This is a genomic window from Rhodococcus sp. IEGM 1305 (assembly GCF_030058635.1).
Classification (GTDB): Bacteria; Actinomycetota; Actinomycetes; order Mycobacteriales; family Mycobacteriaceae; genus Rhodococcus_F; species Rhodococcus_F opacus_D.
In genome coordinates, this window is the sequence record NZ_JASHKX010000052.1 from 1 (window position 1) to 26,230 (window position 26,230).

Here is a 26,230-nt window from a genome sequence, read left to right on the forward strand (position 1 = left end):
CGATGGCCTCGTTGATGAACGTGCCGATGACGCGCGAGGTGAAGAAGCCACGCGAGTCGTTGACGACGATCGGCGTCTTGCGGATGGCCTGGACGTAGTCGAAGACGCGCGCGAGGGCCTCGTCGGACGTCTTCTCGCCGCGGATGATCTCGACGAGCGGCATCTTGTCGACGGGGGAGAAGAAGTGGATTCCGATGAAGTCCTCTTGACGCTTCACACCCGTCGCCAGGCCGGTGATCGGCAGGGTCGACGTGTTCGAGCCGAGCAGCGCCGTCGGCTCGACGATGTCCTCGATCTCCTGGAACACCTTGTGCTTCAGGTCCTGCGACTCGAACACGGCCTCGATGACGAAGTCGACACCGGCGAAGTCGGCGGGGTCGGCGGTCGGAGTGATGCGGTCGAGCAGCGTCTTCGACTTCTCCTCGGTGGTCTTGCCACGCGAGAGGGCCTTGGCCTCGATGCCCTCGGAGTACGCCTTGCCCTTGTTGGCGGCCTCGATGGTGACGTCCTTGAGGACGACGTCGAAGCCGGCCTTCGCGGACACGTAGGCGATGCCCGCGCCCATCATTCCGGCACCGAGCACACCGACCTTGGTGATCGGGGTCTTCTCGATGCCCTCGGGGCGGGAGGCGCCGGAGTTGATGGCCTGCAGGTCGAAGAAGAACGCCTGGATCATGTTCTTCGCGACCTGGCCGGTGACCAGCGACGTGAAGTAGCGAGCCTCGATGAGGAGCGCGTTGTCGATGTCGACCTGCGAACCCTCGACGGCGGCGGCCATGATGGCGCGCGGTGCCGGCATGGGAGCACCCTTGAGCTGCTTGCGCAGGTTCGCGGGGAACGCGGGCAGGTTGGCTGCGAACGCCGGGGTGGACGGGGTGCCGCCGGGGATCCGGTAGCCCTTCTTGTCCCACGGCTGGACGCCGCCCTCGGGGTTGGCCTTGATCCACGCCTTCGCGGCGGGGACCAGCTCCTCGACCGAGGACACGACCTCGTCGACGAGTCCGACCTCCTTGGCCTGCACCGGTCCACGCTGCTGACCCTGGAGCAGCACCTGCATGAGCGCGTTCTGCAGGCCGAGCATGCGGACGGTGCGCACGACGCCGCCACCACCGGGCAGCAGGCCGAGGGTGACCTCGGGCAGGCCGATCTTGACGCCCTTCACGTCCGCGGCGACGCGGTGATGCGTGGCCAGGGCGATCTCGAGTCCGCCACCGAGCGCGGCACCGTTGATGGCGGCGACGACAGGCTTGCCGAGCGTCTCGAGGCGGCGCAGGTCCGACTTGATCGCGACGCTGTGGCTGTAGATCTCGTCGGCGTTCTCCGGGCCGACCTTGATCATGTTCTTCAGGTCGCCGCCGGCGAAGAACGTCTTCTTGCCGGACGTGATGACGACACCGGTGATGGAGTCCTTCTCGTCGACGAGGCGGTCGACGGTCGCCTTCATCGAGGAGATGTAGGCGTCGTTCATGGTGTTCGCGCCCTGGTTGGGATCGTCGATGGTGAGCACGACGATGCCGTCGGCGTCCTGCTCCCAGTTGATGATGTTCTGCTCGCTCACTGCTTCAAGTCTCCTGATGGTCCGGGCGGTCAGACGCGCTCGATGATGGTGGCGACGCCCATACCGCCGCCGATGCATAGGGTGATGAGGGCGTACCGGGCGTTACGGCGCTCGAGCTCGTCGATCATGGTGCCGGTGATCATGGCGCCGGTGGCTCCGAGCGGGTGTCCCATCGCGATGGCACCGCCGTTGACGTTGAGCTTCTCGTCGGGGATGTTCAGGTCCTTCTGGAACTTGAGCACCACGGACGCGAACGCCTCGTTGATCTCGAACAGGTCGATGTCGTCGACGGTCAGACCGGCGGCGGCGAGGACCTTCTTCGAGGCCGGGGTCGGGCCAGTGAGCATGATCGTGGAGTCGGCACCGCTGGTGGCCGTCGCGACGACGCGGGCGCGCGGGGTCAGGCTCATGTCCTTGCCCGCCTGCTCGGATCCGACGAGGACCAGTGCGGCGCCGTCGACGATGCCGGAGCTGTTGCCGCCGTGGTGGACGTGGTTGATCTTCTCGACCCAGTGGTACTTCTGCAGCGACACGGCGTCGAAGCCGCCCATCTCACCGACGCCGGCGAACGACGGGTTGAGGCCCGCGAGGTTCTCGAGCGTGGTGCCGGGACGCATGTGCTCGTCCTGATCGAGGACGGTGAGGCCGTTGATGTCCTTGACCGGGACGACGGACTTGGCGAAGTAGCCGCCGGTCCACGCCTTCGCGGCGAGGTCCTGCGAGCGGACGGCGTACGCGTCGACGTCCTCGCGGGAGAAGCCCTCGATCGTGGCGATCAGGTCGGCGCCCACACCCTGGGGAACGAAGTAGTTGTCGTAGTTGGTGGCCGGGTCGAGCGCCCACGGTCCACCGTCGGAGCCCATCGGCACGCGGGACATCGACTCGACGCCGCCGGCGATGACCAGTTCGTCCCAGCCGGAGCGGACCTTCTGCGCGGCGGTGTTGACGGCCTCGAGGCCGGACGCGCAGAACCGGTTCAGCTGGACGCCACCGACGGTGTCGGGCAGCCCGGCGTCGTTGACCGCGACGCGCGCGATGTCCATGCCCTGGTCGCCGACCGGGGTGACGACGCCGAGGATCAGGTCCGAGATGCGATCCTCGTCGAGGTCCGGGAAGCGGGCGCGGAGCTCGTCGATCAGGCCGGTGACCAGCGAGATCGGCTTGACCGAGTGCAGCGAACCGGTCTTCTTTCCGCGGCCACGCGGGGTGCGGATGGCTTCATAAATGAATGCCTCTGTGGTCACTGTGGAGTGTTCCTTCCTTATCTGCGTCGACGCCGACCGTGCACACGGCGCTCTGCACGGGGCATACCCCGGCACGTCCACCTTAGAACGTGTTGCAAAACGGAAGGAAGGACCGAAGCGATCCTGGATCGTGACCCAGGCGATCACGATCGGCCGGTCTGCGCCCTGCCCGGCCCGCCTTTCGTGCTGTAATGACGCGGCGCTCGACCCGACCCGAGCGGAGGAGAACACGCTGTGACCACCCGACTGTCCCGCCGGCAACTGTTCGGCGCCGCGACCGCGGGTGCGGTGACCGTCGTCGGGCTGGGGCGTGCCGCGGCGTCCGCGAATCCGGCTCGTCGGCTGCCGTCGCCTGCCGCGATCACGGCGTCCGATCCGGCTCTCCTCAGCGCGGTCGAGGCCGCGTCGCTGTTGCAGTCCCGGGCGCTGCATCCGCGCGAACTTCTGGACGCATGCCTGTCGCGCAGCGCCGCGCACGACGGCGGCATCGGGGCGTGGATCCGTATCTACCCCGAGCAGGCGTACGAGGCCGCGGAGTCCGCCGCCCGGCGACTCGAGGAAGGGTCCGCGCCGCTGGTGTGCGGATTGCCGATCGCGTTGAAGGACCTGTACGCGGTGGCCGGGCTGCCCGTCACGGCGTCGAGCGGCGTCCTCGAGGGCAACATCGCCGCCGGCGATTCCGGGGTGTGGCGGCAGCTGCGCGACGCGGGCATGGTGCTGATGGGCCACGCGCACACTCACGAGTTCGCCATCGGAACGGCGACACCGCAGGTGGGGAACCCGTGGAACGTCGAGTACTCGCCGGGCGGCTCGTCCGGTGGCAGCGCAGCCGCCCTCGCCGCACGGTTCGCGCCCTGTGCGGCGGGTACCGACACCGGCGGGTCGCTGCGCATTCCCGCGAGCGCGTGCGGAATCACGTCGATCAAACCGACGTTCGGCCGGTGCAGCACCAGCGGGGTGATTCCGCTGACCTGGACGCGCGATCACACCGGTCCGATGGGACGCAGTGTCGCCGACGCGTCGCTGCTCCTGAGCCACATGGCGGGCGTCGACGTCGACGACCCCAGCACGTCGGTGGGTCCGGGCGTTCCCGCGGAGGGTTACCCGCTGACCGCCGCGGGCGGGTCACGCCCACTGTCCGGCACGCGTTTCGGGTTGCCTCGGGGTGTCGCCGACGACCTGCCCGGCCCGATCGGGACCCTGTTCGCCGGCTTCCTCGACCTCGTCCGCGCACTGGGCGGCCAGATCGTCGACGTGACCGAGCCCGACGTCCCGAAGGGGTTGCTGAGCGGCGACTATGCCGAGTTCGGCTCGTATCACCAGCAGTTCGCGGACCGGCTCCCGGCATACGGCCCGGAGTCGGCGCTCGCCGCGACCGCGGCGATGGCGAGCCTCGCCCTGCCCGTAGCCGACTACTTCGCACTCGAACGCGCACGGCTGCGCTTCCAGCACGACTACAACCGGATGTTCGCCGAGCACCGGCTGGATGCGATTCTGCGTCCCGGCGCACTCACCGACGGCGTGCGGCGCGACGCACTCGCCGATTCGAGCGTGTTCGCCGGTGCGCGGGAGAACTACTTCTGGGCCAACTACACGGGGGCACCGGTCGTCTGCACCCCGGTGGGCCGGTCCGCGGCCACCGGCATTCCGTTCGGCGTGCAACTGGGCGGTCTTCCGTGGTCCGAGGCGTCGCTGATCTCCATCGTCCTGGAACTGCAGGAGGCGCAGCCGGTGTGGCGGGACACGCCGCCGCTCGGTCCGGCGCCGCGGCGGATCCCCGAGGTGCGGGTAGCGGCCCCCGGCGCCGGACCGACTGCGACCAACACGGACGACACGGGCCCGGGCATCCGGTTCGTGCCGACGACGTCGACCGCGGCAGTGTGACCTCGCGAGGTCAGGCGTCGAGGCCGAGACCCGCGTCCCGTGCCCGGACGATCGCGGCGGGACGGTCGGGCACACCGAGTTTGGTCAGCACGTTCGACACGTGGTTGCGCACGGTCTTCGGGCTCAGCACGAGCCGCCGCGAGATGCTCGCGTTGTCGTAGCCGCGGGCAACGAGGTCGAGGACTTCACGCTCCCGGTCGGTCAGCTCGGGAAACACCGTGGGGCCCACCCTGCGTGAGGCGGCCATGAAGCTCATCGCGCGGGCCGCGACCGCGGCGCCGAGGATCACCTCACCGTTGGCGACCGCCCGGACCGCCCGTTCGACCTCCCCCGGGTCGGCCCCCTTCACCAGGTAGCCGCGAGCCCCGGCACGCACCGACGCGACCAGCGATTCGTCGTCCTCGTGCATGGTCACCACGAGCACCCGCAGTGCGGGGTGCCGCTCGACGAGCCGCCGGGTGGCGTCCACCCCCGAACCGTCCCCGAGTTCGAGGTCCATCAGCACCACGTCGATGTCGCCGTCGACGACGTCGAGCGCCTCCGCGACGGAGCTGGCCTGCGCGGCCACCTCCATGCCGTCCAGCGTCGACAGCAACGCGACCATCCCCAGCCGGAACACGGGGTGGTCGTCGACGACGGCGACCCGGATGGACGAGGTGGTGGAATCCGTGGCGGCGCTCATGATGCGGTCAACGGTAACCGGGCCGTGACCACCGTGCCTGTCGGACGGGCGGATTCGATGTGGAGCGTGCCACCAAGTTCGTGGGCCCGCTCGCGCATCGACCGGGTTCCGACGCCGCCGCCCCCGGCCGGATCGAACCCGCACCCGTCGTCGTGGATGACGACGGTGAGAATCTCCCGAGCGAACGTGGCGTCGACCCGGCAGCCGTCGGCGCCGCTGTGCCTGCGCGCGTTGGTGACGGCCTCGACGACGATCCCGTACGCCGCGGCGCTGATCTCCGCGCCCAGCCTCGGCGGCGGTTCGGCCTGCACTCGCAGCTGGAATCCGCTGCGCGACTGGTTGGCCGCCAGTTCGTGCAGCGCCGGGACCAATCCGAGCTCGTCGAGCACCGGCGGGAACATGCTGCGGGACAGCTGCCGGACGCCCTCCACCTGATGGTCGAGTTGCTCCTGCAGCGCGTCGATGAGTTCCGCGGCGGCGGCGGGATCCGAGCCGAGCAGGTTCCGGGCGCCCTGCAGGCCGAGTCGGATACCCGCCAGCGACGGACCCAGCCCGTCGTGCAGTTCGCGGCGAATCATCTGCCGCTCCTCCAGTCGCACGGACGCGAGCCGCCGCCGCGCCTCCTGCAGATTCTCCGCCGACTGCAGCACGACGAGACCGGCAGTCACCACCGCCGACAGTTCGGTGAGCGACCGGCGGGTGCGCGCCCCCAGCGACTCCCCCGGTGGCGCCGTCACGACCATCGTCCCCAGCACCGCACCGCGGTGGGCCAACTCCACCGACTCGGCGTGCCCCGTCGCCGAACCCCACACCGCGGCAACCCCGTTGGCGCGACGCACGGACACGGATTCGAGCCGCAACGCGACGCCCACCCCGGCAGCGAGACCCTCCAGGAGTTGTTCCGGGGTCTCGGCACTGCCGAACTGCCGGCCCAGGGTCCGGACGGCCCGCGCCGGATCCGCGCCCTCACCGTAGACGAGGCGGTGCACCCGCCGCTGCAGCCACAACCGGACCGGCTGCACCGCGACGGCGACGACACCCGCCGCGACCACCTGCGCCCCCACCGAATCGCCTTCGGGCAGCAGCGCCGTCACGGCCGTGGCCACCACCACGTAGAGCACCAGCAGCAGCACGGTGAGGGTGCCGGCCACCGTCGCGCGGCTGACGGCGAGGTTCAGCCCCCACATGCGCTGGCGCAGGATGCACACCAGGATCGCGACCGGATAGAACGCCTGAACGGCCAAGTGCGCCAACGGGTTGAGCACCCACAGACCCGGCAGTGACGCGGGCAGCGCCAACGGAACGTACGCGGCGGTCATCAGCGCCGTGCCGAGGCACATCCATCCGAGCCCGACACGCTCGTCGGGTGGGCCGTGACGCCACCGCCACCCGCAGTCCGCGGCCGCCGCAGAGCCGACGACGAGAACGGGCGCGATCACCCAGACCGCGGGGATGTCCGTGAACGTGCGGGACCAGAAGTACCAGGCCGTCGCGGCGATACCCGCGAGGACGCCGAGTTTCGCGCCGACGCCCAGCGGGTGGTCGCGGATCAGCCACGGCACGATCAGGAACAGGCTGAGCGTCCCCGGAATCCACGCGGTGTTCTGCAGCGGCGACAGCACGTCGACCCACGGCAACCCGGGACGCACGAGCGCGAGTTGCGAATAGCTGTAGCTCAGCGCGGCGACACCCACGCCGATCGCGGTGAGCCCCATGATGATCGGCACCGGGTGCACCCGCCGCGCGAGGACGACGCCCGCCACGGTCCCGTAGACCGCCGCCCCGACGACGTCCACCAGGAAGAACAGTTGGTTCGAATCGATGCCCGGATCGGCCCGGACGAACGCCACCACCGAGAGGACGACCAGAATCCACGCGGACACCGCCATGACAGCAGCAGGTACGGGCGCACCGCCCGTACCCGCCGACCCCTCGGTCATTCGAGTGTCCTTCTGCTTCACCATGATGCGAACGAGTATCGCCCCTACTCGCGCACGGTGTCGGCGAAAGCGAACCCGATCGCGCTCACCAGCACCCACAGCGGTCCGGTGAACCCGGCGAGGTACTGCAGCGGCGAGACGCCGATGACGGCCGTCACCAGGCCCAGGACCAGGCTGACCCAGCCGATCCACCGCGGGCCCGCCTGTCCGCGCAGCAGTGCGACGGCCACCGCCAGCGCGCTGACGCCCGCCCCCGCCCACAGCCACGGGATGGTGCCCATCCAGTGACCGCCGACCACCGCGAACGCCGGCACCAACTGGTCCGTGTCACCGAGACCGAACACCAACTCGGTGGTCAGGCCGGTTCCCAGCAGGCACGCCGCCGACGTCAGGACCAGACCGAACGCCGCGACCGACGGCAGGATGCTCTCGGCCGGCAACGCTGCCCGCAGCCGCTGGGACAGCCCGGCGGCGAAGACGAGGATCAGCAGCGCCGTGGTCATGATCGACACGTGCATGACGAGGATCCCGGTGCGCTGTCCGGCGAGGCCGTTCATGATGGCGACCGCGTCGCCGGCCGACGCCTCCGCGTAGACGGCGTCGATCGACATGCTCGCCTGGATGCCGACGATTCCGGCCACGCCGGCGAGGACCCCGACGTAGGCCCACCACCGGCTGCCACTTCGCGGTCGTGCCGTCGCCGGGACCTCGTTCTGCACGCCGTCTGGAACGTTCACTGTGCTCATGGGACGAGAATCGGCCACCCGGCGTCCCGGGCACCAGGGGCGGATGTCCCGATGTGGCGGGACCGCCGACGGCCCTTCGGGTCAGCCCTCGAGCTTCTTTGCCCCGAGCATGTCCTTGAGCAGTTCGAACGCCACGTCTTCCGGGTCGCGGCGCGTCGTGGGGTCGGCGGGTTCCGCCGCCTCCGCGAACATCTCTTCCTCGTCCTCGGGTGTGGAGACGGGCGGCGTCGTCGCCGAAGCCTCGTAGTCGATCGGCCCGGGATCATCCGGGTAATCGGGTGCCTCCGGCGGCGGGATGTCGTCGTCCGGTTCGGACGACGGACGTGCCTGGCCCGCACCAGGACCCGCCGAATCGGACCGCTGCGTGTCGGACTGCTGCTGCGGCGGACGCTGTGCGGTCCGCTCCTGGCTGGGCCGGGAGAACCGCGGTGCGCCTGCCGGTTTCGTCGGCGCTGCGGCGGCCTTCGCGACCGGTGGCGGCGGCGCCGTCGGAGCGCCGGCCTGGTACTCCACTTCCCAGGTGCCGCCGAACATCTCGGCGAGTACCTCGGTGATCACCTGGGCGTTGTGCGGCGACGCGATGCGAGCGCCCAGGTTGGGGACGGGGTGCGCCAGGATCAGGCGGTTGCCCTGAACGTCGTGCACCGTCGCGGCCGACAACATGGCAGGCAGGATCTTGTTCCGCTGACTCACCTTTTCGCGCAGCGAATTCCAGGCTTCCCGCAGCGCGGCAGCATCCGGGCCGGCGGATGCGGCGGGCGCCGCCTCCACCTCGGGGGCGATCGGCGGCTCCGGCTCGGGTTCGGGAGTCGGCTCCGGCGCAGGATTCGGTTCCGGCGCAGGAGTCGGCTCGGGTTCCGGGACGGGAGCGGGCGCCGGCGCGGGGGTCGGCTCGGGCTCGGGCGCGGGAACAGGAGCCGGCTCGGGCGCGGGCGTCGGTTCGGGGACAGGCGTCGGTTCGGGCTGCGGCTCCGGTTCGGGAACGGGCGTCGGCGCGGGCTCCGGAACCGGCCGCGGCATCGGTTCGGGTTCCGGCTCGGGCGGCGGGGGCACGGTGGCCGCCGTGGCCTGGCGCATCGACGGTCGCTGGAACTTCGGTTCCGGTTCCGGCTCGGCGGGTTGTTGCGGCGCACGCGCAGGAGCCGCCGCGGGCCGCTCGGCCGCGTCGACGGCCGGCGCCGACCCGGCGGGCGGAAGTCCGCGTTCGACCCGTTCGAGTCGCTGCAGCACGGCGGACTCCGCATCGGACGCCGAGGGCAGCAGCATCCGGGCGCACATCACCTCGAGCAGCAGGCGGGGGGCGGTGGCGCCGCGCATCTCACCGAGGCCCGCGTGCATCACCTCGGCGTAGCGGGTGAGCGTGGCGGGACCGATCCGCTGGACCTGGGCGCGCATGTGCTCGAGCACGTCGCCGGGCGCGTCGACCAGGCCACGTTCGGCGGCGTCGGGCACCGCCTGCATCAGGATGAGGTCGCGCAGACGCTCGAGCAGGTCGACGGCGAACCGGCGCGGATCGTGCCCGGCGTCCATCACGCGGTCGACCGTCCCGAACAGCGCTGCACCGTCGCCGGTGGCGAGCGCGTCCACGGCGTCGTCGATGAGCGCGACGTCGGTGACGCCGAGCAGCGCGAGAGCGCGCGGATAGGTGACACCCTCGTCGCCCGCGCCGGCGAGCAGCTGATCGAGGATGCTCAGCGAGTCACGCGGCGAACCGCCACCCGCGCGGATGACCAGCGGATACACCGGGTCCGCGACCGGCACACTCTCCTGGTGGCAGATCTTCTCCAGCAACCCGCGCATCGTCGCCGGTGCGAGCAACCGGAACGGGTAGTGATGGGTGCGCGAGCGGATGGTCGGCAGCACCTTTTCGGGTTCGGTGGTGGCGAAGATGAAGATGAGGTGCTCCGGCGGCTCCTCGACGATCTTGAGGAGCGCGTTGAAACCGGCCGTGGTGACCATGTGGGCCTCGTCCACGATGAACACCCGGTACCGGGATTCGGCGGGCGCGTAGAACGCGCGGTCGCGCAGCTCACGGGTGTCGTCGACACCACCGTGGCTGGCCGCGTCGAGTTCGGTGACGTCGAGATTGCCCGATCCGCCGGGGCCGAGGGCCACGCACGAGGGGCACTGGCCGCACGGCGTCGAGGTGGGACCCTCGACGCAGTTCAGCGATCGGGCCAGGATGCGGGCAGACGACGTCTTGCCACAGCCGCGGGGACCGGAGAACAGATACGCGTGGTTGATCCGTCCGGCGTCGAGAGCGGTGCTCAGTGGTTCGGTGACGTGCTCCTGCCCCACCACCTCGGCGAAGGATGCGGGTCGGTACTTCCGGTACAGGGCCACGCGGAAAGACTACCGGCGGTCCCCGACAGTCCGGGCCGGGTGGTCGAAGCACCCGCTCAGCAACCGCTCGGGGCGCTACTCACAGGCGGGAGTCCGAACCTGACCGCATTGCGTAACACGTTCGCAACGCAGCGGCAGCACAGTCGAAACCGCTCACGGTCATCGTGACTTTCCGCGCCGGGTTTCGTCCCGGGGTGTGAGGAGAATGTCGTGCCTGCAATCGACGCCGGAGCAACCGCCTGGCTTCTGATCAGTACCGCGCTGGTCCTTCTGATGACGCCGGGGCTCGCCCTGTTCTACGGCGGCATGGTCCGTTCCACCGGCGTACTGAACATGATCATGATGAGCTTCGTGTCGATCGCGCTGGTCACGGTCGCGTGGCTGGTGGCCGGATACTCCCTCATCTTCGGCGACGACATCGGCGGCGGACTGATCGGCGGGCTGGAGCACCTGGGGATGGTGGGCATCGACCCGACCACCGTCCACGGGCAGGTGCCCGAGATCCTGTTCGCCACGTTCCAGCTGACGTTCGCGATCATCACCGCCGCGCTGATCAGCGGTGCGATCGCCGATCGGGCCAAGTTCTCGGCCTGGATGATCTTCGTGCCCGTCTGGGCCCTCGTCGTCTACGCACCCGTCGCGCACTGGGTGTGGAACCCGCAGGGCTGGATCGCGCAGTTCGGCGCCCTCGACTATGCGGGCGGACTGGTCGTCGAGATCGTGTCCGGAGCGTCGGGCCTGGCGTTGGCGCTGGTGCTGGGCCCGCGTCTCGGTTTCCGGTCCGAGTCGATGCGCCCCCACAACCTTCCGCTGGTGTTGCTGGGCGTCGGCCTGCTGTGGTTCGGCTGGTTCGGTTTCAACGCCGGCTCCGCGCTCGCCGCCGACGGCACCGCCGCCGCGATCTTCCTGAACACCCTCGTCGCCGGGTGCACGGGCCTGCTCGGCTGGCTCCTCGTCGAGCAGAAGCGGGACGGTCACCCCACCACGTTCGGTGCGGCGTCCGGCGTCGTCGCGGGTCTGGTCGCGATCACCCCGTCCTGCGGCACCGTGAGCATGGTCGGGGCGCTCGTCGTCGGCGCCGTCGCCGGTGTGGTCTGCTCGTTCGCCGTCGGCTGGAAGTTCCGCCTCGGGTACGACGACTCGCTCGACGTCGTGGGAGTCCACCTGATGGGTGGCATCGTCGGCACCCTCCTGATCGGACTGCTGGCCACCGAGGTCATGACCGACGGACCGGAAGGCCTCTTCTACGGGGGCGGGTTCGCGCAACTCGGCAAGCAGTTGCTGGCCGTGGTGGTCGTCGCCCTGTACGCGTTCGGAGTGACGTACGCGCTGGGCAAACTGATCGACCGGATCTTCGGGTTCCGGGTGAGCGCGGAGGACGAGTCGTCCGGCATCGACCTCGCGCTGCACGCCGAATCGGCGTACGAACACGGTGTGCTCGGGCACGGTCCGGGCAGCGGCGGTCAGGGCAACAGCGTCTTCCCGTGGATGCACGAGGCCGAACGCCGACGGCACCTGGACGCCGAGCGGAAGCAGAAGCCGTCCGATCCCGAGTAGCGGCGGCTACTTCTTCTTCGCTGCCGCAGCCTTCTTCGCCTCGGCCTTCGCGGCTTTCTTGAACTCGCGGACCTCGTGGAGGCTCTTGTCGTCCACGACGTCCGCGATCGACCGCCGGGATCCCTCGGTGCCGTAGTCGCCTGCGGCCTCCCGCCAGCCCTTCGGCTCCACACCGATCTGCTTGCCGAGCAGTGCCAGGAAGATGCGGGCCTTCTGATCGCCGTAGCCCGGCAGCGCCTTCAGCCGTTTCAGGACCTCTTTGCCGTCGGGGTCGCCGCTGGTCCACAACGCCTCGACGCTGCCGTCGTAGTTCTCGACGAGGAACGCGCACAGCGACTGGATGCGGGTGGCCATCGATCCGGGAAACCGGTGGACCGCCGGTGTCTGTGAGCAGACGGCCGCGAACTCTTCCGGATCCATCTCCGCGATGCGGTGCACCTCGAGGCCGCCGAGCCGGTCGTCCAGCTTCTTCGGACCCGCGAACGCCGTCTCCATCGGCACCTGCTGATCGAGCAACATCCCGATGAGCAACGCCAGCGGATCACTCGCCAGAAGTGCGTCGGCGTCCGGATCCCCTACCAGATTCAGCGTGCGTGCCATGCTCTGATCCTGCCATCCCACCATCGGGCGGGTGCGCCCTTCAGCTCGACGCACGGTTTATTCACAGAGTTATCCACATCACTGCATTACCGGTCGGTACGCTCCAGCATCGAGGCCACGCCGGCGATCAGACCGTCGCGCCAGTGCAGGACGTCGTGGCCCCCGCAGAACTCGCGGTACCGCACGTCGTGGCCGGTGCCGACCAAGAGGTCGCGCACCTCGCGGTTCGGTTCGACGAGCATCCATTCGAGGGTCCCGACCTCCACACTGAACCGGCTGTTCGACGGGGCAGCGGCGCGGACGCGGTCCTGGAACGGGACTCCCGGCCCCGAGCCGGGCCACCAGAACGATCCGGACAGGCTGACGGCGCAGCCGAACACGTGCGGGGCCGTCAGCGCGAGGTGGCACGCCGTCAGTCCGCCCAGGCTGCAGCCGGCCACGATCGTCGACGCGGGATCGTCGGTGGCACCCCATTCCCGCCGCAGCCACGGAAGCAGTTCGCCGACGAGACCGGACGCGAACGCGGCACTGCAGCCCAGCTCCTCGGATCGCAGTTCGGGTCCGACGCTGTCGACCATCACGACGAGCGGAACCCGGTGCCCGGCACGTCCGAGTGCGTCGACGGCGCCCGCGATCGGCAGGTCGACCGCCCACGTCCGGCCGTCCAGCAACACCACAACCGGACGATTCCGAACAGTGAGTCCGGGCGGTTCGTAGACCCACACCGACCGACGCGTGCCCGACAGCGTGAACGCCGTCTCGTGAAGCGCGCCGCGGCCGGGCCGGTCGGTCCACCAGTGCTGTGCGGGCGCCGCCGGCATCACCGCCTCGGAGCTGTCACCGGTCTGCACCACCCGCGTCGGCAGTGGGTTGAACGGGTCGGGTTGCGCGTCGGCGAGCACCCTCCGCCACCACTGCCAGCCCGGGGTGCCGCCGGGAACTGTCAATGGTTCCGCCCCGGGAATGAAACGGTAAGCACCCCGCCACTTCTCGGGGACCTCGATCGAGAGGGACCACAGGTCGGTGCCGGGTAGCCGGGACAGCGCGGCCTGTCCCAGGCGGGAGCGATCGGTGATTCCGTTGGCGTCGAGGTAGACGTGCCGCGTACGTGACGTGCGCTCGTCACCCTCCGGATCGCGCCAGCAGAACGTCGCGATCACGCAGCCGGGGCCTGCCCCGTCCGGCTCGATGAGGGGACTGCCCGCGGCGGTGAGACGGTCCCAGAACGCGGGGACGCCGTCACGCGTCAGGTCGTCGATCGACCGTGCGCGCACGACGCGACGCTCGGGTCCCGGCACTCGTTGCAGCATCCACTTCCCCATTCGAATGTAGGTAACGCTAGCCTAAATCAGCTTCCTTACCCGTGCGAAAGAGAGTCTTACCGTGAAACTTCGTCGCTCACTGGCAGCCGTCGCTGTCCTCGCCGTCGGGATTGGCGCTGCCGCGTGCTCGTCCGATCCCGATTCCGACGCCGCGACCACCGGCACCACCGCCGCGTCCGACCAGAGCTGGCCGCGCGCCATCACCGACGAGACCGGCAGCGTCACGATCGAACAGAAGCCCGAGCGGATCGTGTCCACCAGCGTCACCCTCACGGGCTCACTGCTCGCCCTCGACGCCCCACTGATCGGTACCGGCGCGCAGCGAGCCAGCGACGTGACCGACGAGAACGGTCTGTTCACGCAGTGGGCGGACATCGCCGCCGAGCGCGGCGTCGACACGCTGTACCAGGGCGAACCCAACGTCGAGAAGATCACCGCCGCCGATCCGGACCTCATCTTCGTGTCCGCCACCGGCGGCGACTCGGCCCTCGATCAGGTGGACACGTTGAAGCAGATCGCGCCCGTCGTGGTGCTGCGATACGACGACAAGTCGTGGCAGGACCTCAGCGGACAGATCGCCGCGGCCATCGGGACCGAGGAGCAGGCCGACGCCCTCGTCGCGAAGTTCGACCAGCAACTCGACGACGCCAAGTCGGCGCTGGGCGACACGGTCGCTGCGGCGAACCCGGTGAATGTGCTCGCGTACAACTCGCCGGAGGAGTCGCGGATCTTCACCGCCGAATCGGCGCAGGGCATCCTGCTGGAACGCCTCGGATTCTCGCTCGCCGAGCTGCCGTCCGACCTCACCGCCGCCGACAAGGGCATCATGGCCGGCCGCAAGGACGTCGTGCCGGCCGGGCAGGAGAACCTGCCGCGAGCCGTGCCCGGCAACACCACGTTCATCGTGATCGGTGAAGCAGCGGACGCCGACAGGTTCCTCGCCGATCCGACGCTGCGGGAGACGCCGTCCGTGGAGAAGGAGCAGGTGATCGGGCTCGGGAAGGACAGCTTCCGCCTCGACTACTACAGCGCGTCCAACCTGATCGACCGGGTCACGAACGCAGTGCGATAGCGCTCACCCCGTGTCGGCGCGGCCCATATCGGGTACCTCTACGTCACAGGGACTCCGGTCCGTTCACACAACCCGAAGGACACCCGATGGCCCAGAACGAAACGAATCGAGCCAACGGGATGAGCCGCGCCGTCGACAGGGCAACCGACAGCAACACTTTCGAGCGGGTCGCGCGCGCCGGCCACGTGATGAGCGGTTTCGTCCACCTGCTGATCGCGTACATCATCGTTCAGCTGGCGTTCGGCACCGGCGGCAACGCCGATCAGTCCGGGGCCCTCGGCGCCCTGGCCGCCAAACCCGGTGGCCGGTTCGTGCTGTGGGTGGCGATGGTCGCGTTCATCGCGATGGCGCTGTGGCGGCTCGCCGAGACCGTTCTCGGCCCCCACGTCACCGAGAATTCCGGGGGCGACGGCGACGACACGTCCCTGCTGGACCGCGCGAAGGCGTTCGGCCTGGCCGTCGTCTACTTCGCGTTCGCCTTCTCGGCGTACCAGTTCGCGAGCGGCGGTGGGAAATCGAGCGGTCAGCAGAACGCCGGAATGAGTGCACGCCTCATGGAATCCGGGGGAGGCAAGATCCTTCTCGTGGTGGTGGGTCTCGTCGCCATCGCGATCGGCGGCTACCACATCTACAAGGGGGCGTCGAAGAACTTCCTGGATGACCTGAAGGGCACCCCGTCGAAGCTCGTCGAGCCCCTCGGAGTGGTCGGCTACGTCGCCAAAGGGCTCGTCATCGCGGGCGCAGGCGTGCTGGTGATCGTGGCGGTCGTCAACGCCGACCCGTCCAAGGCCACCGGCCTCGACGGCGCGGTCAAGACCCTGGGTTCGGCGCCGTTCGGGCAGTTCCTCCTGGTCCTCGCCGGACTGGGCATCGCCGCGTACGGGCTGTACAGCTTCGTGATGGCGCGCTACGCCAGGATGTAGAGACACGTCCGGCCGCTCACCCGCCAAGGGGTGAGCGGCCGGACGTCTTCTACTAGGACTTCGGCAGGTCCAGGCGCGACTCGGTGGCCGCGAGCAGCACGCACGTCGCGACACCGTTCATCGACTTGTCCAGATCCTCCATCGAGGGGAAGCTCGGCGCGAGCCGGATGTTCTTGTCCTCGGGGTCGATGCCGTACGGGAACGCCGATCCGGCTGCGGTGAGCGCGATCCCCGCGTCCTTCGCCAGAGCGATGACGCGCTTCGCGGTGCCCTCGACGACGTCCAGGCTGATGAAATATCCGCCCTTCGGCTCCGTCCACGACGCCACCTTCGACGCCCCGAGACGATCCTCGAGGATCTTCAGGACGAGCGCGAACTTCGGCGCCAGGATCTCGCGGTGCTTCTCCATGTGGGCGCGCACACCCTCGGCGTCACCGAAGAACCGCAGGTGCCGCAGCTGATTCAGCTTGTCGGGACCGATGCTCTTCTTACCGAGGTACTTCTGGTACCAGGCCAGGTTCGCGGTCGAGGAACCGAAGAAGCTGACGCCGGCACCGGCGAACGTGATCTTCGACGTCGACGCGAACACGAGCGGCCGGTTGGGGTTGCCCGCCTCCGCGGCCATCCCGAGGATGTCCAGCGACGGCGCCGTCTCGCCGACGAGCGGGTGGACGGCGTAGGCGTTGTCCCAGAACAGCCGGAAGTCGGGGGCTGCGGCCGGCATCGACGCCAGCGTCCGCGTGACCTCTTCCGAGTACACCGCGCCCGTCGGGTTGGAGTAGTTGGGGACGGCCCACAGACCCTTGATCTGCGGATCGTTCGCCACCAACTCGGAGATGACGCCGACATCGGGGCCGTCCGGGCGCATCGGCACCGGGATCATCTCGATGCCGTAGGTCTCGGTGATCCCGAAGTGCCGGTCGTAACCGGGTGCCGGGCAGAGGAACTTGACCTTCTCCTCCTGCGACCACGGGCGCGGGGAGTCTGGGGTGCCGTGCAGCAGGGCGAACACGACGTTGTCGTGCATGATCTCGAGGCTGGCGTTGTTGCCGGCGAGCAGGTTCTCGACGGGGATGCCGAGCAGTTCACCGAAGATGGCGCGCAGCTCCGGAAGCCCGGTCAGCCCGCCGTAGTTGCGGGTGTCGGTGCCGTTGCCGTCGCGGAAGTCGCCGTCACCGGGCAGTGTCAGCAGCGCCGCCGACAGATCCAGCTGCTCGGGCGAGGGCTTGCCGCGAGTGAGGTCGAGCGTGAGCTTCTCCGTCTTCAGCTGCGCGTAACTCGCAGTCTGGCGCTCGTGCTCCGAAAGTAGTTCCTCATGGCTCATCAACCCGATCTGGGTCTGGTTGGTCATCAGGAGCGGCCTCTCACCGACGTCGTGGGTCGGGTATGCGAAAGATAGGGGACCCCGCGCACCCGGCAGAGCCCGTTGACCCTTGCTGCCTTCCGGCCCTGGGGGAGTTCACAGGATGCGCGCCGCGCGGGATCCACCACAAAGTGTAGACGGCCCCGAGACGTGGTCGGGAGCCACCCCGGCCCGGGCCCGACGCCGCACCTCTGACCACGGCCAGTGCTACCGTCGCCCCCGCATTCGGCCACCTTCGGCAAAGGATCGGGATGAAACTCATAAGGACAGCACACACGGTGACACTCGCCGCCGTCGTGGCAGCACTGTCGGCGTGCGGCGGAGGCAGCGACGACGCAGCCACGTCGGACGCGGTGAGCTGGGACGCGGCCGAGCCGTGCACGCTCGCGGACGATGCGACGCTCGCACCGCTCCTCACGGCAGGCGCCGGCGAGGGCACCGCCACCGACAGTCCCGAACGTCGCGCCTGCACGTGGGGCAAGCCCGAGGCGCTGAACACCGTGACGATCACCACTACGAGCGCGCCGGAACCGGTCGACCCGCTGCGCACGATCGACGTCGGCGGGCTCGAGGGGCGCGCGCTCGCCGAGAGCAAGTACCAGTGCATCCTCGAGGTCACCACCGATGCGGGCACCCTGTCGATCGAGACGAAATTCGGTCTCGACGCCACCGCGAACGCGGACACGTCCTGCGACCGGTCCGTCCCCCTCGCCGAGCATGCCCTCACCCAGCTGAAGTGGGCCTAGAACGGGCGGCTACCTGGTCGTTTAACGGTGAGCCGCCGTCGTTGGGTATGCTCCTCCACGGAGGATTCGCCTAGTGGCCTATGGCGCTCGCCTGGAACGCGGGTTGGGTTAACGCCCTCAGGGGTTCAAATCCCCTATCCTCCGCCACAGGAACCCCTGTGAACTGCTGAGAAGCGGTTCGCAGGGGTTTCTTTTTTCTGTCTCCGAGCGACGACCGACCGGCTGTCGGAGCCGAAAGTCCTGGCCACAGCGGGCACAACCCGTTATCTTCCTGTTATCGTCTGCGGTGCAGCGTTCGCTGTGCTGTGTGTCGATTCGAGATAAAAGGACATTCGTATGGCGATTCGTCGCACCCGCGCACTGATCGTGGGCCTGGTCGCAGTGTTGGCATCGGGCCTCGTGTCCGTATTGGCCGGAACCGGCGTCGCCCACGCCGACTCGGCCCTGATCTCGGTGTATTCACCGTCGATGGACAAGGACATTCCCGTCAAGGTGCTCAAGGCCGCGGGCGGTGGTCCCGCGCCGACCCTGTACCTGCTCGACGGTCTGCGGGCACCGGACGACAACAACGGCTGGCTGATCGAGACCGACGTGGAGAGTTTCTTCGCCGGCAAGCACGTCAACGTGGTCATCCCGTTCGGCGGCGGCGGCACCTTCTACTCCGACTGGCAGCGCGACGACCCGAAGCTCGGCCGCGTCAAGTGGGAGACGTTCCTGACCAATGAGCTGCCCCCGGTGATGGCTTCCCAGTTCGGCAGCGACGGGGTGAACAACGCGGTCGCGGGTCTGTCGATGAGCGGCACCTCCGCGTTGAACCTCGCCACTCACCGTCCCGACTTCTACAAGGCGGTCGCGTCGTACAGCGGTTACCCGACGGCCAGCTCGCCCGGCTTCGCGCAGGGCATCCAGGTTTCCGTCGCTCAGATGGGCGGCAACGCGCTGAACATGTGGGGCTTCTGGCCGTCGGGTGCGTGGCTTCGCAACGACCCGCTGCTCAACGTCGGCGCGCTGCGCGGCAAGTCCGTCTACATCTCGTCCGGCGCAGGCTCGGCGGCGGGCGATCCGACGGTCGACCCGGACAGCGCCTCGTTCGACCCGGTGAAGTTCTCGCAGACGGTCCCCCTCGAGACCGCCTCCGGTCTGAGCAGCAAGGTGTTCGTGCCCGCGGCGCAGCGCGCAGGCGCCAAGCTGCAGACCCACATCACCGACGACGGCCTCCACACGTGGAACTACTGGCAGGACCGCTTGCACGAGTCCTGGGCCAACACGCTGGCACCCGCCCTCGGGACCTCCTGAGCCAGGCGTCGTGATCGCCTGACCTACGCCTCAGTGGCCCCCGATCTCCGGATCGGGGGCCACTGTCGTCGGCTGCGGTGTTTGATGTGGGGTGTGCCGATCGACGACAGCAGGCGGATACTCGCGCTGGCGGTGGTGTTGTCCACGCTGGCCGGTTACGTCGACGCGCTGGGATTCATCACGCTCGGCGGGTTCTTCGTCGCGTTCATGAGCGGCAACCTCACCCGGTTCAGTGTCGGGTTCGCAGACGCCGCGTGGGCGCACGCGGCGACGGCTGCCGCGGTGATCGGCATGTTCGTTCTCGGCTGCGCCCTCGGCGCCGTGGTCGTGCACCTGTCCGATCGTCGGCGCCTGCCCGTCCGGACGACGGTGCTCGCTGTCGTGTCGGGACTGCTGATCGTCGGCGCGGTGGCCGCGACTGTCGGGGCGAGCACGGTGGCCGTCGGCGCGATGCTGCTCGCGATGGGCGCCGAGAACTCCTTCTTCCAGCGCGACGGCGAGGTGACCATCGGTCTCACCTACATGACGGGCGCGCTCGTGAAGATGGGACATCGGCTGGCCGGGGCACTGTTCGGCGGGCCGCGGTGGGCGTGGCTACGGCACTTCGCGCTGTGGGCCGGTCTGGTGGTGGGAGCGGTGACGGGCGCCCTCGCGCACCACTGGATCGGGCTCGACGCCCTCTGGTTCGCTGCCGTCCTGTCGGCAGCGCTGACCGTCACCGTCCACCTGAGGATCGACCGCGCTACTCGCCGCCCGCAGTTGTCGTGACCGGGTTGCCTGCGGAGTCGAGGGTCCACCACACGCTGCCGACCGCCTGCCCGAATGCGTCGCCGGGTTCGTTGTCGTCCTTGTAGCGGTACACGGGGCGTCCGTTGACGGTGAGCTGATGGGTGCCGTCCGGCGCCGGGATGGTGTCGATGACGACTTCCTGCAACCCCTGGACCGTCGGGTTCTCGGTGACGGAGGTGACCGGCGGCCACGACTGCAGGCACGTGTCCCGGCACGAACTGGCGCCGGAGCCGACCTCGTCGTTGTCGTACACGTAGACCGTCATGCCACCGTCGTCGACCATCACCTCGCCGAGCGTCGTCGGTCCCATCTTCAGTACGGGTGTGCCGGGCGCGGCTGGCGGGGACGTCGGCGTCGGCGACACCGGGGCGTTGCCGCCCGTGTCGCCGGAATCGGTGCTGTCGTAGGCGCAACTCGAGAAGGTCAGGCTGACGGCGGCGATCGCTGCCAGCGCCCATGTTCGTCTCATGGAGTCCTCGTTCTCTGTGACGGCGAAGTGGCGGGCCTCCGGGGAACCTCTGCGGACCCGTGCATACAGTTCACCTCGAGTTGCGTGCCGGTGCGGGCACTTCGGGCGATGTGACGGGCCCGCACGTGTCGGTATCCGTGATTAGGCTCCTGTGCATGGGCTGGTACACGCCGACCGCACCGTCGCCCGATCTCACCGGCACCCTGGTGTGCGGGTGGTCCGCGCGCACGCAGGGCGAGCATCTGCTGGTGCCGGATGCGTGCATGGACATCCTGTGGATCCGGGGTGTGGGAATCCGCGTGTGCGGTCCCGAAACCACGGCGTGGTCGTTCACGCTGCCGCCGGGCACCGAATCCGTCGGCGTCCGTTTCCGTCCCGGCGCCGCCTCGCATCTGCTGCGGACGTCGGCGGCCGAGGTCCGCAACATCCGGGTCGGTCTCGGGGACGTGCTCGGATCCACGTGGGAACGGACGCTGACCGACCGGCTCGACAATGCGCCCGGTTACGCGGAACGAATCGCCCTGTTCGAGAACGCCGTGCGCGCGTGGCGAAATCGCGGACCGGACGCGGACCCGCTGATCGGCACCGTCCGGCAGGCCCTGGCCCGGCACTCGTGGAACGTGGGCGCGCTCGCCGACGCCGCCTCCGTCACGGAGCGGCAACTGCAGCGGCGATGCAACGACGCGTTTGGATACGGGCCCGCGACCCTCCGCGGCATCCTGCGGCTGCAGCGGTTCATGGCGCTGGCGCAGTCGGGGACGCGGGCCGGGCTCGCCGACCTCGCCGCCACCGCCGGCTACAGCGACCAGGCGCACCTGTCGCGGGAATGCCGGCGGATCTCCTCGCTCACCCCGTCCGACCTCCTCGCCAGTGAGGCCCCCGACTGGCACGGGACGGAATCCGTCGTCGATGTCGGAAATGTTCAAGCCCTCGGGCCCCGGGCGGGAGAAGAATCGGCAGCATGACCTCGACAACCGAAACCCCCGCAGCCCACTACCGAGACCTCGCCGCGAAGTTCACGAAGCGCGTCGAATCCGTGCCCGCCGAACGCTGGGACGACGCGTCCCCGTGTGACGGCTGGACGGCCCGCGACGTCGTGCGGCACGTGATCGACACGCAGCGCTACATCGTCACCGTCGTCGATCTGGAACTGCCGGAACCGCCGTCCGTCGACGACGACCCGGTTGCCGCATGGGCGGCCACGCGCGACGGCATGCAGGAGATCCTGAACGACCCGGCTCTGGTGAGCCGCGAGTACGACGGGCACTTCGGCCGCACCGACCTCGGAAAGACCATCGACAGCTTCTACTGCTTCGACCTGGTGATCCACGGCTGGGACCTCGCCCGGGCCACCGGCCTCGACGAGACCATCCCGGCCGACGACCTGACCTGGGTGGGTGGCGTCGCGGAGCAGATGGGCGAGAGCATCCGCACGGCCGGGGTGTGCGGTCCAGCCGTGGACGTTTCCGCGGACGCCGACGAGCAGACCCGGGTCCTGGCCTTCCTCGGCCGCAAGGCCTGACCCGAGCGCCTGCCCGGTCGCGCTTGTAACCTCGGGTCATGAGCGTGCCGGGCAGGATTGCCGCGCTGACGGCGGTGTCACTGGCCGCGGCGCTGCTCGGCGGTGACGTGGTCGCGGTGGCCGATCCCGAACCCCGGGGCGCATCCGGTCTGCCGGCGCGTGGCCTCGTCACCTCGGCGCCGCTCGCGTCCGCGGTCATGTTCGCCGGGACCACCGGCGACGCCGCTCCCTCACAGCGGGTTCCGGGTGACGAGTCGAACGGTATGTCGGCCACCAGCCACCGCTTCGATGAGTACCCGTACATGCGGTACGAGGTCCGGTTCGGTCCGGAGCCCGCAGGCACCGACGTGACCTGGCACGGACGTTCGGTGAATCTCGACGACCTCGCGATGCACGTGTGGGACGAGCAGGCGCAGAGCTGGGGTGAGCCGGTCGCGACGGCGCAGGCGTCCGAACCGGGCGGTCCGGTCACCCTGACCACCCGGATCGAGGGCGAGGACTCCGCGCAGATCCTCGTCATCGACGGTCCGCGACGCGACCGGAGTTTCCGCGAGGCCAACGCGACGGCCGATCAGCAGTTCGCCGACCCGAACGCGTACGACTTCGCGCTGCAGCACATCTCCGACACCCAGTACGTCTCGCGGGACCGGCCGGAGGTGTACTTCGACATGACCCGCTGGACCGCCGAGAACGCCGCCGAACGCAAGATCGCCTATTCCATGCACACCGGCGACCTCGTCCAGAGCTGGATTCGCCCGGGCGCACCCGAGTCCCGCGCCCGGCCCGAGTTCGAAGTCGCGGACAAGGCGATGGCGACGCTCGAAGAGGCAGGCATTCCCTACGGCGTCCTGCCCGGCAACCACGACAACCTGTGGAACGTCGGCGGACGACTCATTCCCGGCGAGCACGAGAAGAACCACGCCCTCTACAACGAGTTCTTCGGGCCGTGGCGGTACCGCGACCGGCCGTACTGGGGCGAATCCGTCACGGACACGGACAATTCGGCGCACTACGACCTGCTCGACATCGCCGGCGCGAAATTCCTGATGCTCTACATCGGCTACAACCCGCCCGAGCACGTACTGCAGTGGGCCGAGGACGTGCTCGCCGACCACCCGGACCGCAACGTGATGATCGGCAGCCACTACTACCTGGACGAGGACGGCTCGCTGCGCATGAGCGGGTTCGGCGACATCGGTAGCAGTGCGGGACAGCAGATCTGGAACCGGCTCGTCGTTCCCTTCGACACGGTGTTCCTGGTCCTCGCAGGACATGTCGACGGGCAGACGACGGTCACCGACCGGAAGGTGGGCGACACGGACCGGAAGGTCGTGGAGTTGCTCGCCGACTACCAGTACTTCACCGTCGACAGCCGCCGCGAGACCGGGTTCCAGCGACTCCTGCAGTTCGATCTCGACGGCGGAACCCTCGCCGTCACGACGCACTCCCCCACGCTGGACAGCTTCCGGGTGGAGGACTTCGATCCGCAGCGGCGCTACCAGCCGGATGACGGAGACTTCGTCACCGATGTGGAGTTGCGGGCCGACCTGCCGCGCGCCGTCATGCCTACGCCCTGAGATGTAGGCCGATCAGCTGCGCGACGAAGCTGTCCACGTGGAAGTCGCCGGCGATCAGTTCGATGCTGCGGGTGGCGCGGAGGGTCGCCACCCCGTGCAGCTGGGTCCACAGGTTCAACGCGACCACGCGCGGCTCGTCGGAGCCGGTGTCCGCGACGAGTGCGACGACCGTCTCGAACAGAGGTTTCGAGTGTTGCCGCAGGTCCTCGCCCGACCCTTCGAGCAGGTCGTGCCGGAACATCAACTCGAACAGGGTGCGGTGGGCGTCGGCGAAAGAGAGGTACTGCCGTGCCGTCCGCCGCACGCGTGCGAGGGGGTCCGACTCGGACGCGATCGCCGACCGGAGCTCGTCGGCCAGTTCGGCGAATCCCGAGGCGGCGATCGCGGCGAGCAATGCTTTGTGGGTGGGAAAGTACCGTCGCGGCGCGCCGTGCGAGACACCCGCGTGCCGGGCGACGGCGCGCAGCCCGACGGCGTCGATGCCGCCCTGGTCCAGCAATTCGCGGCCACTGTCGATCAGCCGCACGCGCAGGGGTTGCACTTCTCCACTCATGTAGACAGTGTCTATCATTGCGCGAGTAGACAATGTCTACTCACGCAATGGCGCCCGAGTGAGGAGTTCACCGTGTGGTACTGGATCTTCAAGTACGTGCTGATCGGACCGGTGCTGCGCATGTTCGGGCGGCCCGCGATCGACGGTGCACACCACATCCCGGCGTCGGGTCCGGTGATCCTGGCGAGCAATCACCTCACCGTCGTCGACTCGTTCTTCCTCGTCCTGATGGTGCGCAGGCGCATCACGTTCGTGGCAAAGAGCGAGTACTTCACCGAAAGCGGCACGAAAGGCAGGGCGAAACGCTGGTTCTTCACCGCGGCCGGCCAGGTGCCGATCGACCGATCCGGGGCCTCCGCGGCGGAATCCGCACTGAACACCGCGCGGAAGATCCTGGACGACGGCAAGGTCTGGGGAATCTACCCCGAGGGCACCCGGTCTCCCGACGGCCGACTCCACAAGGGCAAGACCGGAATCGCCCGGGTCGCGCTCGCGACGGGCGCCCCGGTCGTGCCCGTCGCCATGCACGGCACCCGGCAGGTCAACCCCGCCGGATCGCGGATGTGGCGGTTCGGCAAGGTGACGGTGACCGTCGGCGAACCGCTCGACTTCACCCGATTCGCCGAGCTACGCGACAACCGGCACGTCGTCCGGGCCGCGACGGACGAGCTGATGCACGCCCTCATGACACTGTCGGGGCAGGAGTACGTGGACGACTACGCGCTCAGGCGTCCGGCGTAGCGACGGCACGCGTCACGAGATCGGCGACGAGCCGCTCCGTGTCGACCCCCTCGAGCACGCCGGGCAGCGTCAGGTGCTCGACGATGAGCGCATTCATCGCGAGGTAGAGCATCAGCACGGTGCTGCGATCACCGGGCAGTCCCGAGTCGAGGTGAAAACCGATGTCGCGTTCCAGATTCTCGGAGATCGTGCGCGTCAGCGTGGTCCGCAACTCGGGACGCCGGACCGCTTCGAGTCGCAATTCCTGCAACGCGAGATAGCCCGTGCGGTCGCGGGTGATCCTGCCGAACAGCCCCTGCATGTACTCGATCGCGAGCTCGAGATTCTGCGGCTTGCGCCCGCTTTCTTCGACGACCGAGGGGTCGGGACCCATCCGCTCGTGAATCCGCTTGCCGACCTGGTCGAACAGGTCGTCGCGGCTGGCGAAGTAGTTGGATGCCGTCCCCTTGGGGACGTTCGCCTCGACGTCGACGGCGCGGAAGGTGAGGCCGCGCGCACCCTCGCGCGCAAGCACTTCGATCGCGGCGTTCACGAGAGCCGCACGTCGTTCCGGATTCTGCGCCATCGACACTCCTCGACGAAAAGGACTTGCAACCACTTCAGTCATAGTACTACAAATGGAGTTGTTACCGACCACGGGAGGACTCACATGCGAAAGCTCGTCTACTACGCCGCCGCCACCATCGACGGCTTCATCGCCGGCGCCGACGGCTCGGACCCCACCGGCACCATCTTCGAGATCGACGGCGATCACATGCCCGTGATGATCGCCGAGTACCCCGAGACGGTCCCCACCCACATGCGGGCACCGCTGGGAATCGACGCCCCCAACAAACATTTCGACACACTGCTCATGGGCCGCGCCAGTTACCAGCCCGGCCTCGACCTCGGCATGACCAGCCCGTACGCGCATCTGCGGCAGTACGTCTTCTCGACCACGATCACCGAGTCGCCCGACCCGGACGTCGAGATCGTCTCGGGCGATCCGATCGAGAAGGTCCGCGAACTCAAGAGGGAGGACGGCAAGGACATCTGGCTGTGCGGCGGCGGCAAGCTCGCCGCCGCGGTGCAACCCGAGATCGACGAGCTCCGGATCAAGCTCAACCCCGTGGCGATCGGCACCGGCATTCCGTTGTTCGACGGCGAATTCGGCCCTCAGCGGTTCCGGCTGGCCGCGAGCCGCGCCTTCGAGAGCGGGATGATTTTCCTGACGTACGTCCGCCGATAACCGAAGTCACACCCGCCACTCGCGGCAACACGGGCACCTGACGCATGTATTGATTCAATACGTCAGTAATGTTCG

At 68.8% G+C, this 26,230-nt stretch carries 24 protein-coding genes, 1 tRNA gene and 1 other RNA gene; 13 read left to right on the forward strand and 13 right to left on the reverse strand.

The window, feature by feature from the left end; genetic code table 11:
• Together QM693_RS34825 and QM693_RS34830 are read right to left on the reverse strand one after the other, a co-directional pair.
• Positions 1 to 1,558 (reverse strand): 3-hydroxyacyl-CoA dehydrogenase NAD-binding domain-containing protein (locus tag QM693_RS34825; protein WP_283354584.1); only part of this gene is annotated, 1,558 nt, incomplete at its 3' end.
• Between the two features lie 29 nt (positions 1,559 to 1,587).
• Positions 1,588 to 2,802, reverse strand: coding sequence for an acetyl-CoA C-acetyltransferase (locus QM693_RS34830; protein ID WP_005253367.1), 1,215 nt, complete (start codon positions 2,800 to 2,802; stop codon positions 1,588 to 1,590).
• 234 nt (positions 2,803 to 3,036) lie between these two features.
• Between QM693_RS34830 and QM693_RS34835 the strand changes: the two genes are divergently transcribed.
• Positions 3,037 to 4,686, forward strand: a complete 1,650-nt coding sequence (locus QM693_RS34835; protein ID WP_283332737.1) for an amidase — start codon at positions 3,037 to 3,039, stop codon at positions 4,684 to 4,686.
• Positions 4,687 to 4,696: 10 nt separating this feature from the next.
• On the opposite strand, the gene QM693_RS34840 is transcribed toward QM693_RS34835, so the two are convergent.
• The 4 genes from QM693_RS34840 to QM693_RS34855 all read right to left on the reverse strand — a co-directional run bounded on the left by QM693_RS34840 (position 4,697) and on the right by QM693_RS34855 (position 10,397).
• The gene (locus QM693_RS34840; protein WP_283332736.1) at positions 4,697 to 5,368 is read right to left on the reverse strand and encodes a response regulator; all 672 of its coding nucleotides are present in this window, start codon (positions 5,366 to 5,368) and stop codon (positions 4,697 to 4,699) included.
• Entirely contained in the window at positions 5,365 to 7,308 is a 1,944-nt protein-coding gene (locus tag QM693_RS34845) for a sensor histidine kinase (RefSeq protein WP_283354585.1), read from the reverse strand. The genes QM693_RS34840 and QM693_RS34845 overlap by 4 nt, the downstream gene beginning before the upstream one ends.
• A 44-nt stretch (positions 7,309 to 7,352) precedes the next feature.
• The gene (locus QM693_RS34850) at positions 7,353 to 8,054 is read right to left on the reverse strand and encodes a hypothetical protein (protein WP_283354586.1); all 702 of its coding nucleotides are present in this window, start codon (positions 8,052 to 8,054) and stop codon (positions 7,353 to 7,355) included.
• A gap of 81 nt (positions 8,055 to 8,135) precedes the next feature.
• Complete coding sequence (locus QM693_RS34855; protein WP_283354587.1) at positions 8,136 to 10,397, reverse strand: DNA polymerase III subunit gamma and tau; 2,262 nt, start codon at positions 10,395 to 10,397, stop codon at positions 8,136 to 8,138.
• Positions 10,398 to 10,607: 210 nt separating this feature from the next.
• Between QM693_RS34855 and QM693_RS34860 the strand changes: the two genes are divergently transcribed.
• Positions 10,608 to 11,954, forward strand: a complete 1,347-nt coding sequence (locus QM693_RS34860; protein WP_280781790.1) for an ammonium transporter — start codon at positions 10,608 to 10,610, stop codon at positions 11,952 to 11,954.
• A gap of 6 nt (positions 11,955 to 11,960) precedes the next feature.
• Here QM693_RS34860 and QM693_RS34865 read toward each other — a convergent pair whose 3' ends face one another.
• Both QM693_RS34865 and fes read right to left on the reverse strand, forming a co-directional pair.
• Positions 11,961 to 12,554: an HhH-GPD-type base excision DNA repair protein gene (locus QM693_RS34865; protein WP_105413935.1), complete on the reverse strand. Its 594-nt coding sequence runs from the start codon at positions 12,552 to 12,554 to the stop codon at positions 11,961 to 11,963.
• An 86-nt stretch (positions 12,555 to 12,640) separates the two neighbouring features.
• On the reverse strand, positions 12,641 to 13,864 hold the full coding sequence (fes, locus tag QM693_RS34870) for an enterochelin esterase (protein ID WP_283354588.1): 1,224 nt from the start codon (positions 13,862 to 13,864) through the stop codon (positions 12,641 to 12,643).
• 73 nt (positions 13,865 to 13,937) lie between these two features.
• Between fes and fepB the strand changes: the two genes are divergently transcribed.
• Positions 13,938 to 14,948 (forward strand): Fe2+-enterobactin ABC transporter substrate-binding protein, encoded by a 1,011-nt coding sequence (gene fepB / locus QM693_RS34875; protein WP_283354589.1) that lies wholly within the window; start codon positions 13,938 to 13,940, stop codon positions 14,946 to 14,948.
• A gap of 86 nt (positions 14,949 to 15,034) precedes the next feature.
• On the forward strand, positions 15,035 to 15,871 hold the full coding sequence (locus QM693_RS34880; protein ID WP_280781793.1) for a DUF1206 domain-containing protein: 837 nt from the start codon (positions 15,035 to 15,037) through the stop codon (positions 15,869 to 15,871).
• Positions 15,872 to 15,923: 52 nt separating this feature from the next.
• Here QM693_RS34880 and QM693_RS34885 read toward each other — a convergent pair whose 3' ends face one another.
• Complete coding sequence (locus tag QM693_RS34885) at positions 15,924 to 17,222, reverse strand: aspartate aminotransferase type Ic (RefSeq protein WP_280781794.1); 1,299 nt, start codon at positions 17,220 to 17,222, stop codon at positions 15,924 to 15,926.
• A gap of 43 nt (positions 17,223 to 17,265) precedes the next feature.
• An RNA gene (ffs, locus tag QM693_RS34890) (signal recognition particle sRNA small type) lies at positions 17,266 to 17,360 on the reverse strand.
• A 125-nt stretch (positions 17,361 to 17,485) separates the two neighbouring features.
• Between ffs and QM693_RS34895 the strand changes: the two genes are divergently transcribed.
• The 4 genes from QM693_RS34895 to QM693_RS34910 all read left to right on the forward strand — a co-directional run bounded on the left by QM693_RS34895 (position 17,486) and on the right by QM693_RS34910 (position 20,044).
• Positions 17,486 to 17,980 (forward strand): DUF3558 family protein, encoded by a 495-nt coding sequence (locus QM693_RS34895; protein ID WP_283354590.1) that lies wholly within the window; start codon positions 17,486 to 17,488, stop codon positions 17,978 to 17,980.
• A gap of 59 nt (positions 17,981 to 18,039) precedes the next feature.
• Positions 18,040 to 18,127: transfer RNA gene (locus QM693_RS34900), tRNA-Ser, on the forward strand.
• Between the two features lie 189 nt (positions 18,128 to 18,316).
• Positions 18,317 to 19,276 carry an alpha/beta hydrolase gene (locus QM693_RS34905; protein ID WP_105413940.1) on the forward strand — a complete coding sequence of 320 codons (960 nt, stop codon included), beginning with the start codon at positions 18,317 to 18,319 and terminating at the stop codon, positions 19,274 to 19,276.
• 84 nt (positions 19,277 to 19,360) lie between these two features.
• A complete protein-coding gene (locus tag QM693_RS34910) occupies positions 19,361 to 20,044 on the forward strand; it encodes a YoaK family protein (RefSeq protein ID WP_283332727.1) in 684 nt (227 codons plus the stop codon).
• On the opposite strand, the gene QM693_RS34915 is transcribed toward QM693_RS34910, so the two are convergent.
• Positions 20,019 to 20,534, reverse strand: a complete 516-nt coding sequence (locus tag QM693_RS34915) for a COG4315 family predicted lipoprotein (RefSeq protein ID WP_005248698.1) — start codon at positions 20,532 to 20,534, stop codon at positions 20,019 to 20,021. The two genes, QM693_RS34910 and QM693_RS34915, sit on opposite strands and share 26 nt — an antisense overlap.
• Before the next feature lie 155 nt (positions 20,535 to 20,689).
• On the opposite strand from QM693_RS34915, the gene QM693_RS34920 reads away from it, so the two are divergent.
• Genes QM693_RS34920 through QM693_RS34930 form a run of 3 tightly spaced genes read left to right on the forward strand, consistent with a single transcriptional unit; the run spans position 20,690 to position 23,633 of the window.
• The gene (locus tag QM693_RS34920; protein WP_283332725.1) at positions 20,690 to 21,499 is read left to right on the forward strand and encodes an AraC family transcriptional regulator; all 810 of its coding nucleotides are present in this window, start codon (positions 20,690 to 20,692) and stop codon (positions 21,497 to 21,499) included.
• Positions 21,496 to 22,056 carry a TIGR03086 family metal-binding protein gene (locus tag QM693_RS34925; protein WP_280781798.1) on the forward strand — a complete coding sequence of 187 codons (561 nt, stop codon included), beginning with the start codon at positions 21,496 to 21,498 and terminating at the stop codon, positions 22,054 to 22,056. The genes QM693_RS34920 and QM693_RS34925 overlap by 4 nt, the downstream gene beginning before the upstream one ends.
• A 38-nt stretch (positions 22,057 to 22,094) precedes the next feature.
• Positions 22,095 to 23,633, forward strand: coding sequence for a metallophosphoesterase (locus QM693_RS34930; protein WP_283354591.1), 1,539 nt, complete (start codon positions 22,095 to 22,097; stop codon positions 23,631 to 23,633).
• On the opposite strand, the gene QM693_RS34935 is transcribed toward QM693_RS34930, so the two are convergent.
• Positions 23,623 to 24,204, reverse strand: coding sequence for a TetR/AcrR family transcriptional regulator (locus tag QM693_RS34935; protein ID WP_283354592.1), 582 nt, complete (start codon positions 24,202 to 24,204; stop codon positions 23,623 to 23,625). The two genes, QM693_RS34930 and QM693_RS34935, sit on opposite strands and share 11 nt — an antisense overlap.
• A gap of 54 nt (positions 24,205 to 24,258) precedes the next feature.
• Between QM693_RS34935 and QM693_RS34940 the strand changes: the two genes are divergently transcribed.
• Positions 24,259 to 24,927, forward strand: a complete 669-nt coding sequence (locus QM693_RS34940) for a lysophospholipid acyltransferase family protein (RefSeq protein WP_283354593.1) — start codon at positions 24,259 to 24,261, stop codon at positions 24,925 to 24,927.
• Here the strand turns inward: QM693_RS34940 and QM693_RS34945 are convergent.
• Positions 24,911 to 25,492, reverse strand: a complete 582-nt coding sequence (locus QM693_RS34945) for a TetR/AcrR family transcriptional regulator (RefSeq protein WP_283354594.1) — start codon at positions 25,490 to 25,492, stop codon at positions 24,911 to 24,913. The genes QM693_RS34940 and QM693_RS34945 overlap by 17 nt on opposite strands.
• Before the next feature lie 84 nt (positions 25,493 to 25,576).
• On the opposite strand from QM693_RS34945, the gene QM693_RS34950 reads away from it, so the two are divergent.
• Positions 25,577 to 26,155, forward strand: coding sequence for a dihydrofolate reductase family protein (locus tag QM693_RS34950; RefSeq protein ID WP_283354595.1), 579 nt, complete (start codon positions 25,577 to 25,579; stop codon positions 26,153 to 26,155).
• Positions 26,156 to 26,230 lie beyond the last annotated feature (75 nt).

Coding starts and splice junctions, on each gene's coding strand:
- QM693_RS34840 (WP_283332736.1), bottom strand. CDS start 5,368: ATGAGCGCCGCCACGGATTCCACCACCTCGTCCATCCGGGTCGCCGTC.
- QM693_RS34845 (WP_283354585.1), bottom strand. CDS start 7,308: ATGACCGAGGGGTCGGCGGGTACGGGCGGTGCGCCCGTACCTGCTGCT.
- QM693_RS34850 (WP_283354586.1), bottom strand. CDS start 8,054: ATGAGCACAGTGAACGTTCCAGACGGCGTGCAGAACGAGGTCCCGGCG.
- QM693_RS34865 (WP_105413935.1), bottom strand. CDS start 12,554: ATGGCACGCACGCTGAATCTGGTAGGGGATCCGGACGCCGACGCACTT.
- fes (WP_283354588.1), bottom strand. CDS start 13,864: ATGCTGCAACGAGTGCCGGGACCCGAGCGTCGCGTCGTGCGCGCACGG.
- QM693_RS34880 (WP_280781793.1), top strand. CDS start 15,035: ATGGCCCAGAACGAAACGAATCGAGCCAACGGGATGAGCCGCGCCGTC.
- QM693_RS34885 (WP_280781794.1), bottom strand. CDS start 17,222: ATGACCAACCAGACCCAGATCGGGTTGATGAGCCATGAGGAACTACTT.
- QM693_RS34895 (WP_283354590.1), top strand. CDS start 17,486: ATGAAACTCATAAGGACAGCACACACGGTGACACTCGCCGCCGTCGTG.
- QM693_RS34905 (WP_105413940.1), top strand. CDS start 18,317: ATGGCGATTCGTCGCACCCGCGCACTGATCGTGGGCCTGGTCGCAGTG.
- QM693_RS34910 (WP_283332727.1), top strand. CDS start 19,361: ATGTGGGGTGTGCCGATCGACGACAGCAGGCGGATACTCGCGCTGGCG.
- QM693_RS34915 (WP_005248698.1), bottom strand. CDS start 20,534: ATGAGACGAACATGGGCGCTGGCAGCGATCGCCGCCGTCAGCCTGACC.
- QM693_RS34920 (WP_283332725.1), top strand. CDS start 20,690: ATGGGCTGGTACACGCCGACCGCACCGTCGCCCGATCTCACCGGCACC.
- QM693_RS34925 (WP_280781798.1), top strand. CDS start 21,496: ATGACCTCGACAACCGAAACCCCCGCAGCCCACTACCGAGACCTCGCC.
- QM693_RS34930 (WP_283354591.1), top strand. CDS start 22,095: ATGAGCGTGCCGGGCAGGATTGCCGCGCTGACGGCGGTGTCACTGGCC.
- QM693_RS34935 (WP_283354592.1), bottom strand. CDS start 24,204: ATGATAGACACTGTCTACATGAGTGGAGAAGTGCAACCCCTGCGCGTG.
- QM693_RS34945 (WP_283354594.1), bottom strand. CDS start 25,492: ATGGCGCAGAATCCGGAACGACGTGCGGCTCTCGTGAACGCCGCGATC.
- QM693_RS34950 (WP_283354595.1), top strand. CDS start 25,577: ATGCGAAAGCTCGTCTACTACGCCGCCGCCACCATCGACGGCTTCATC.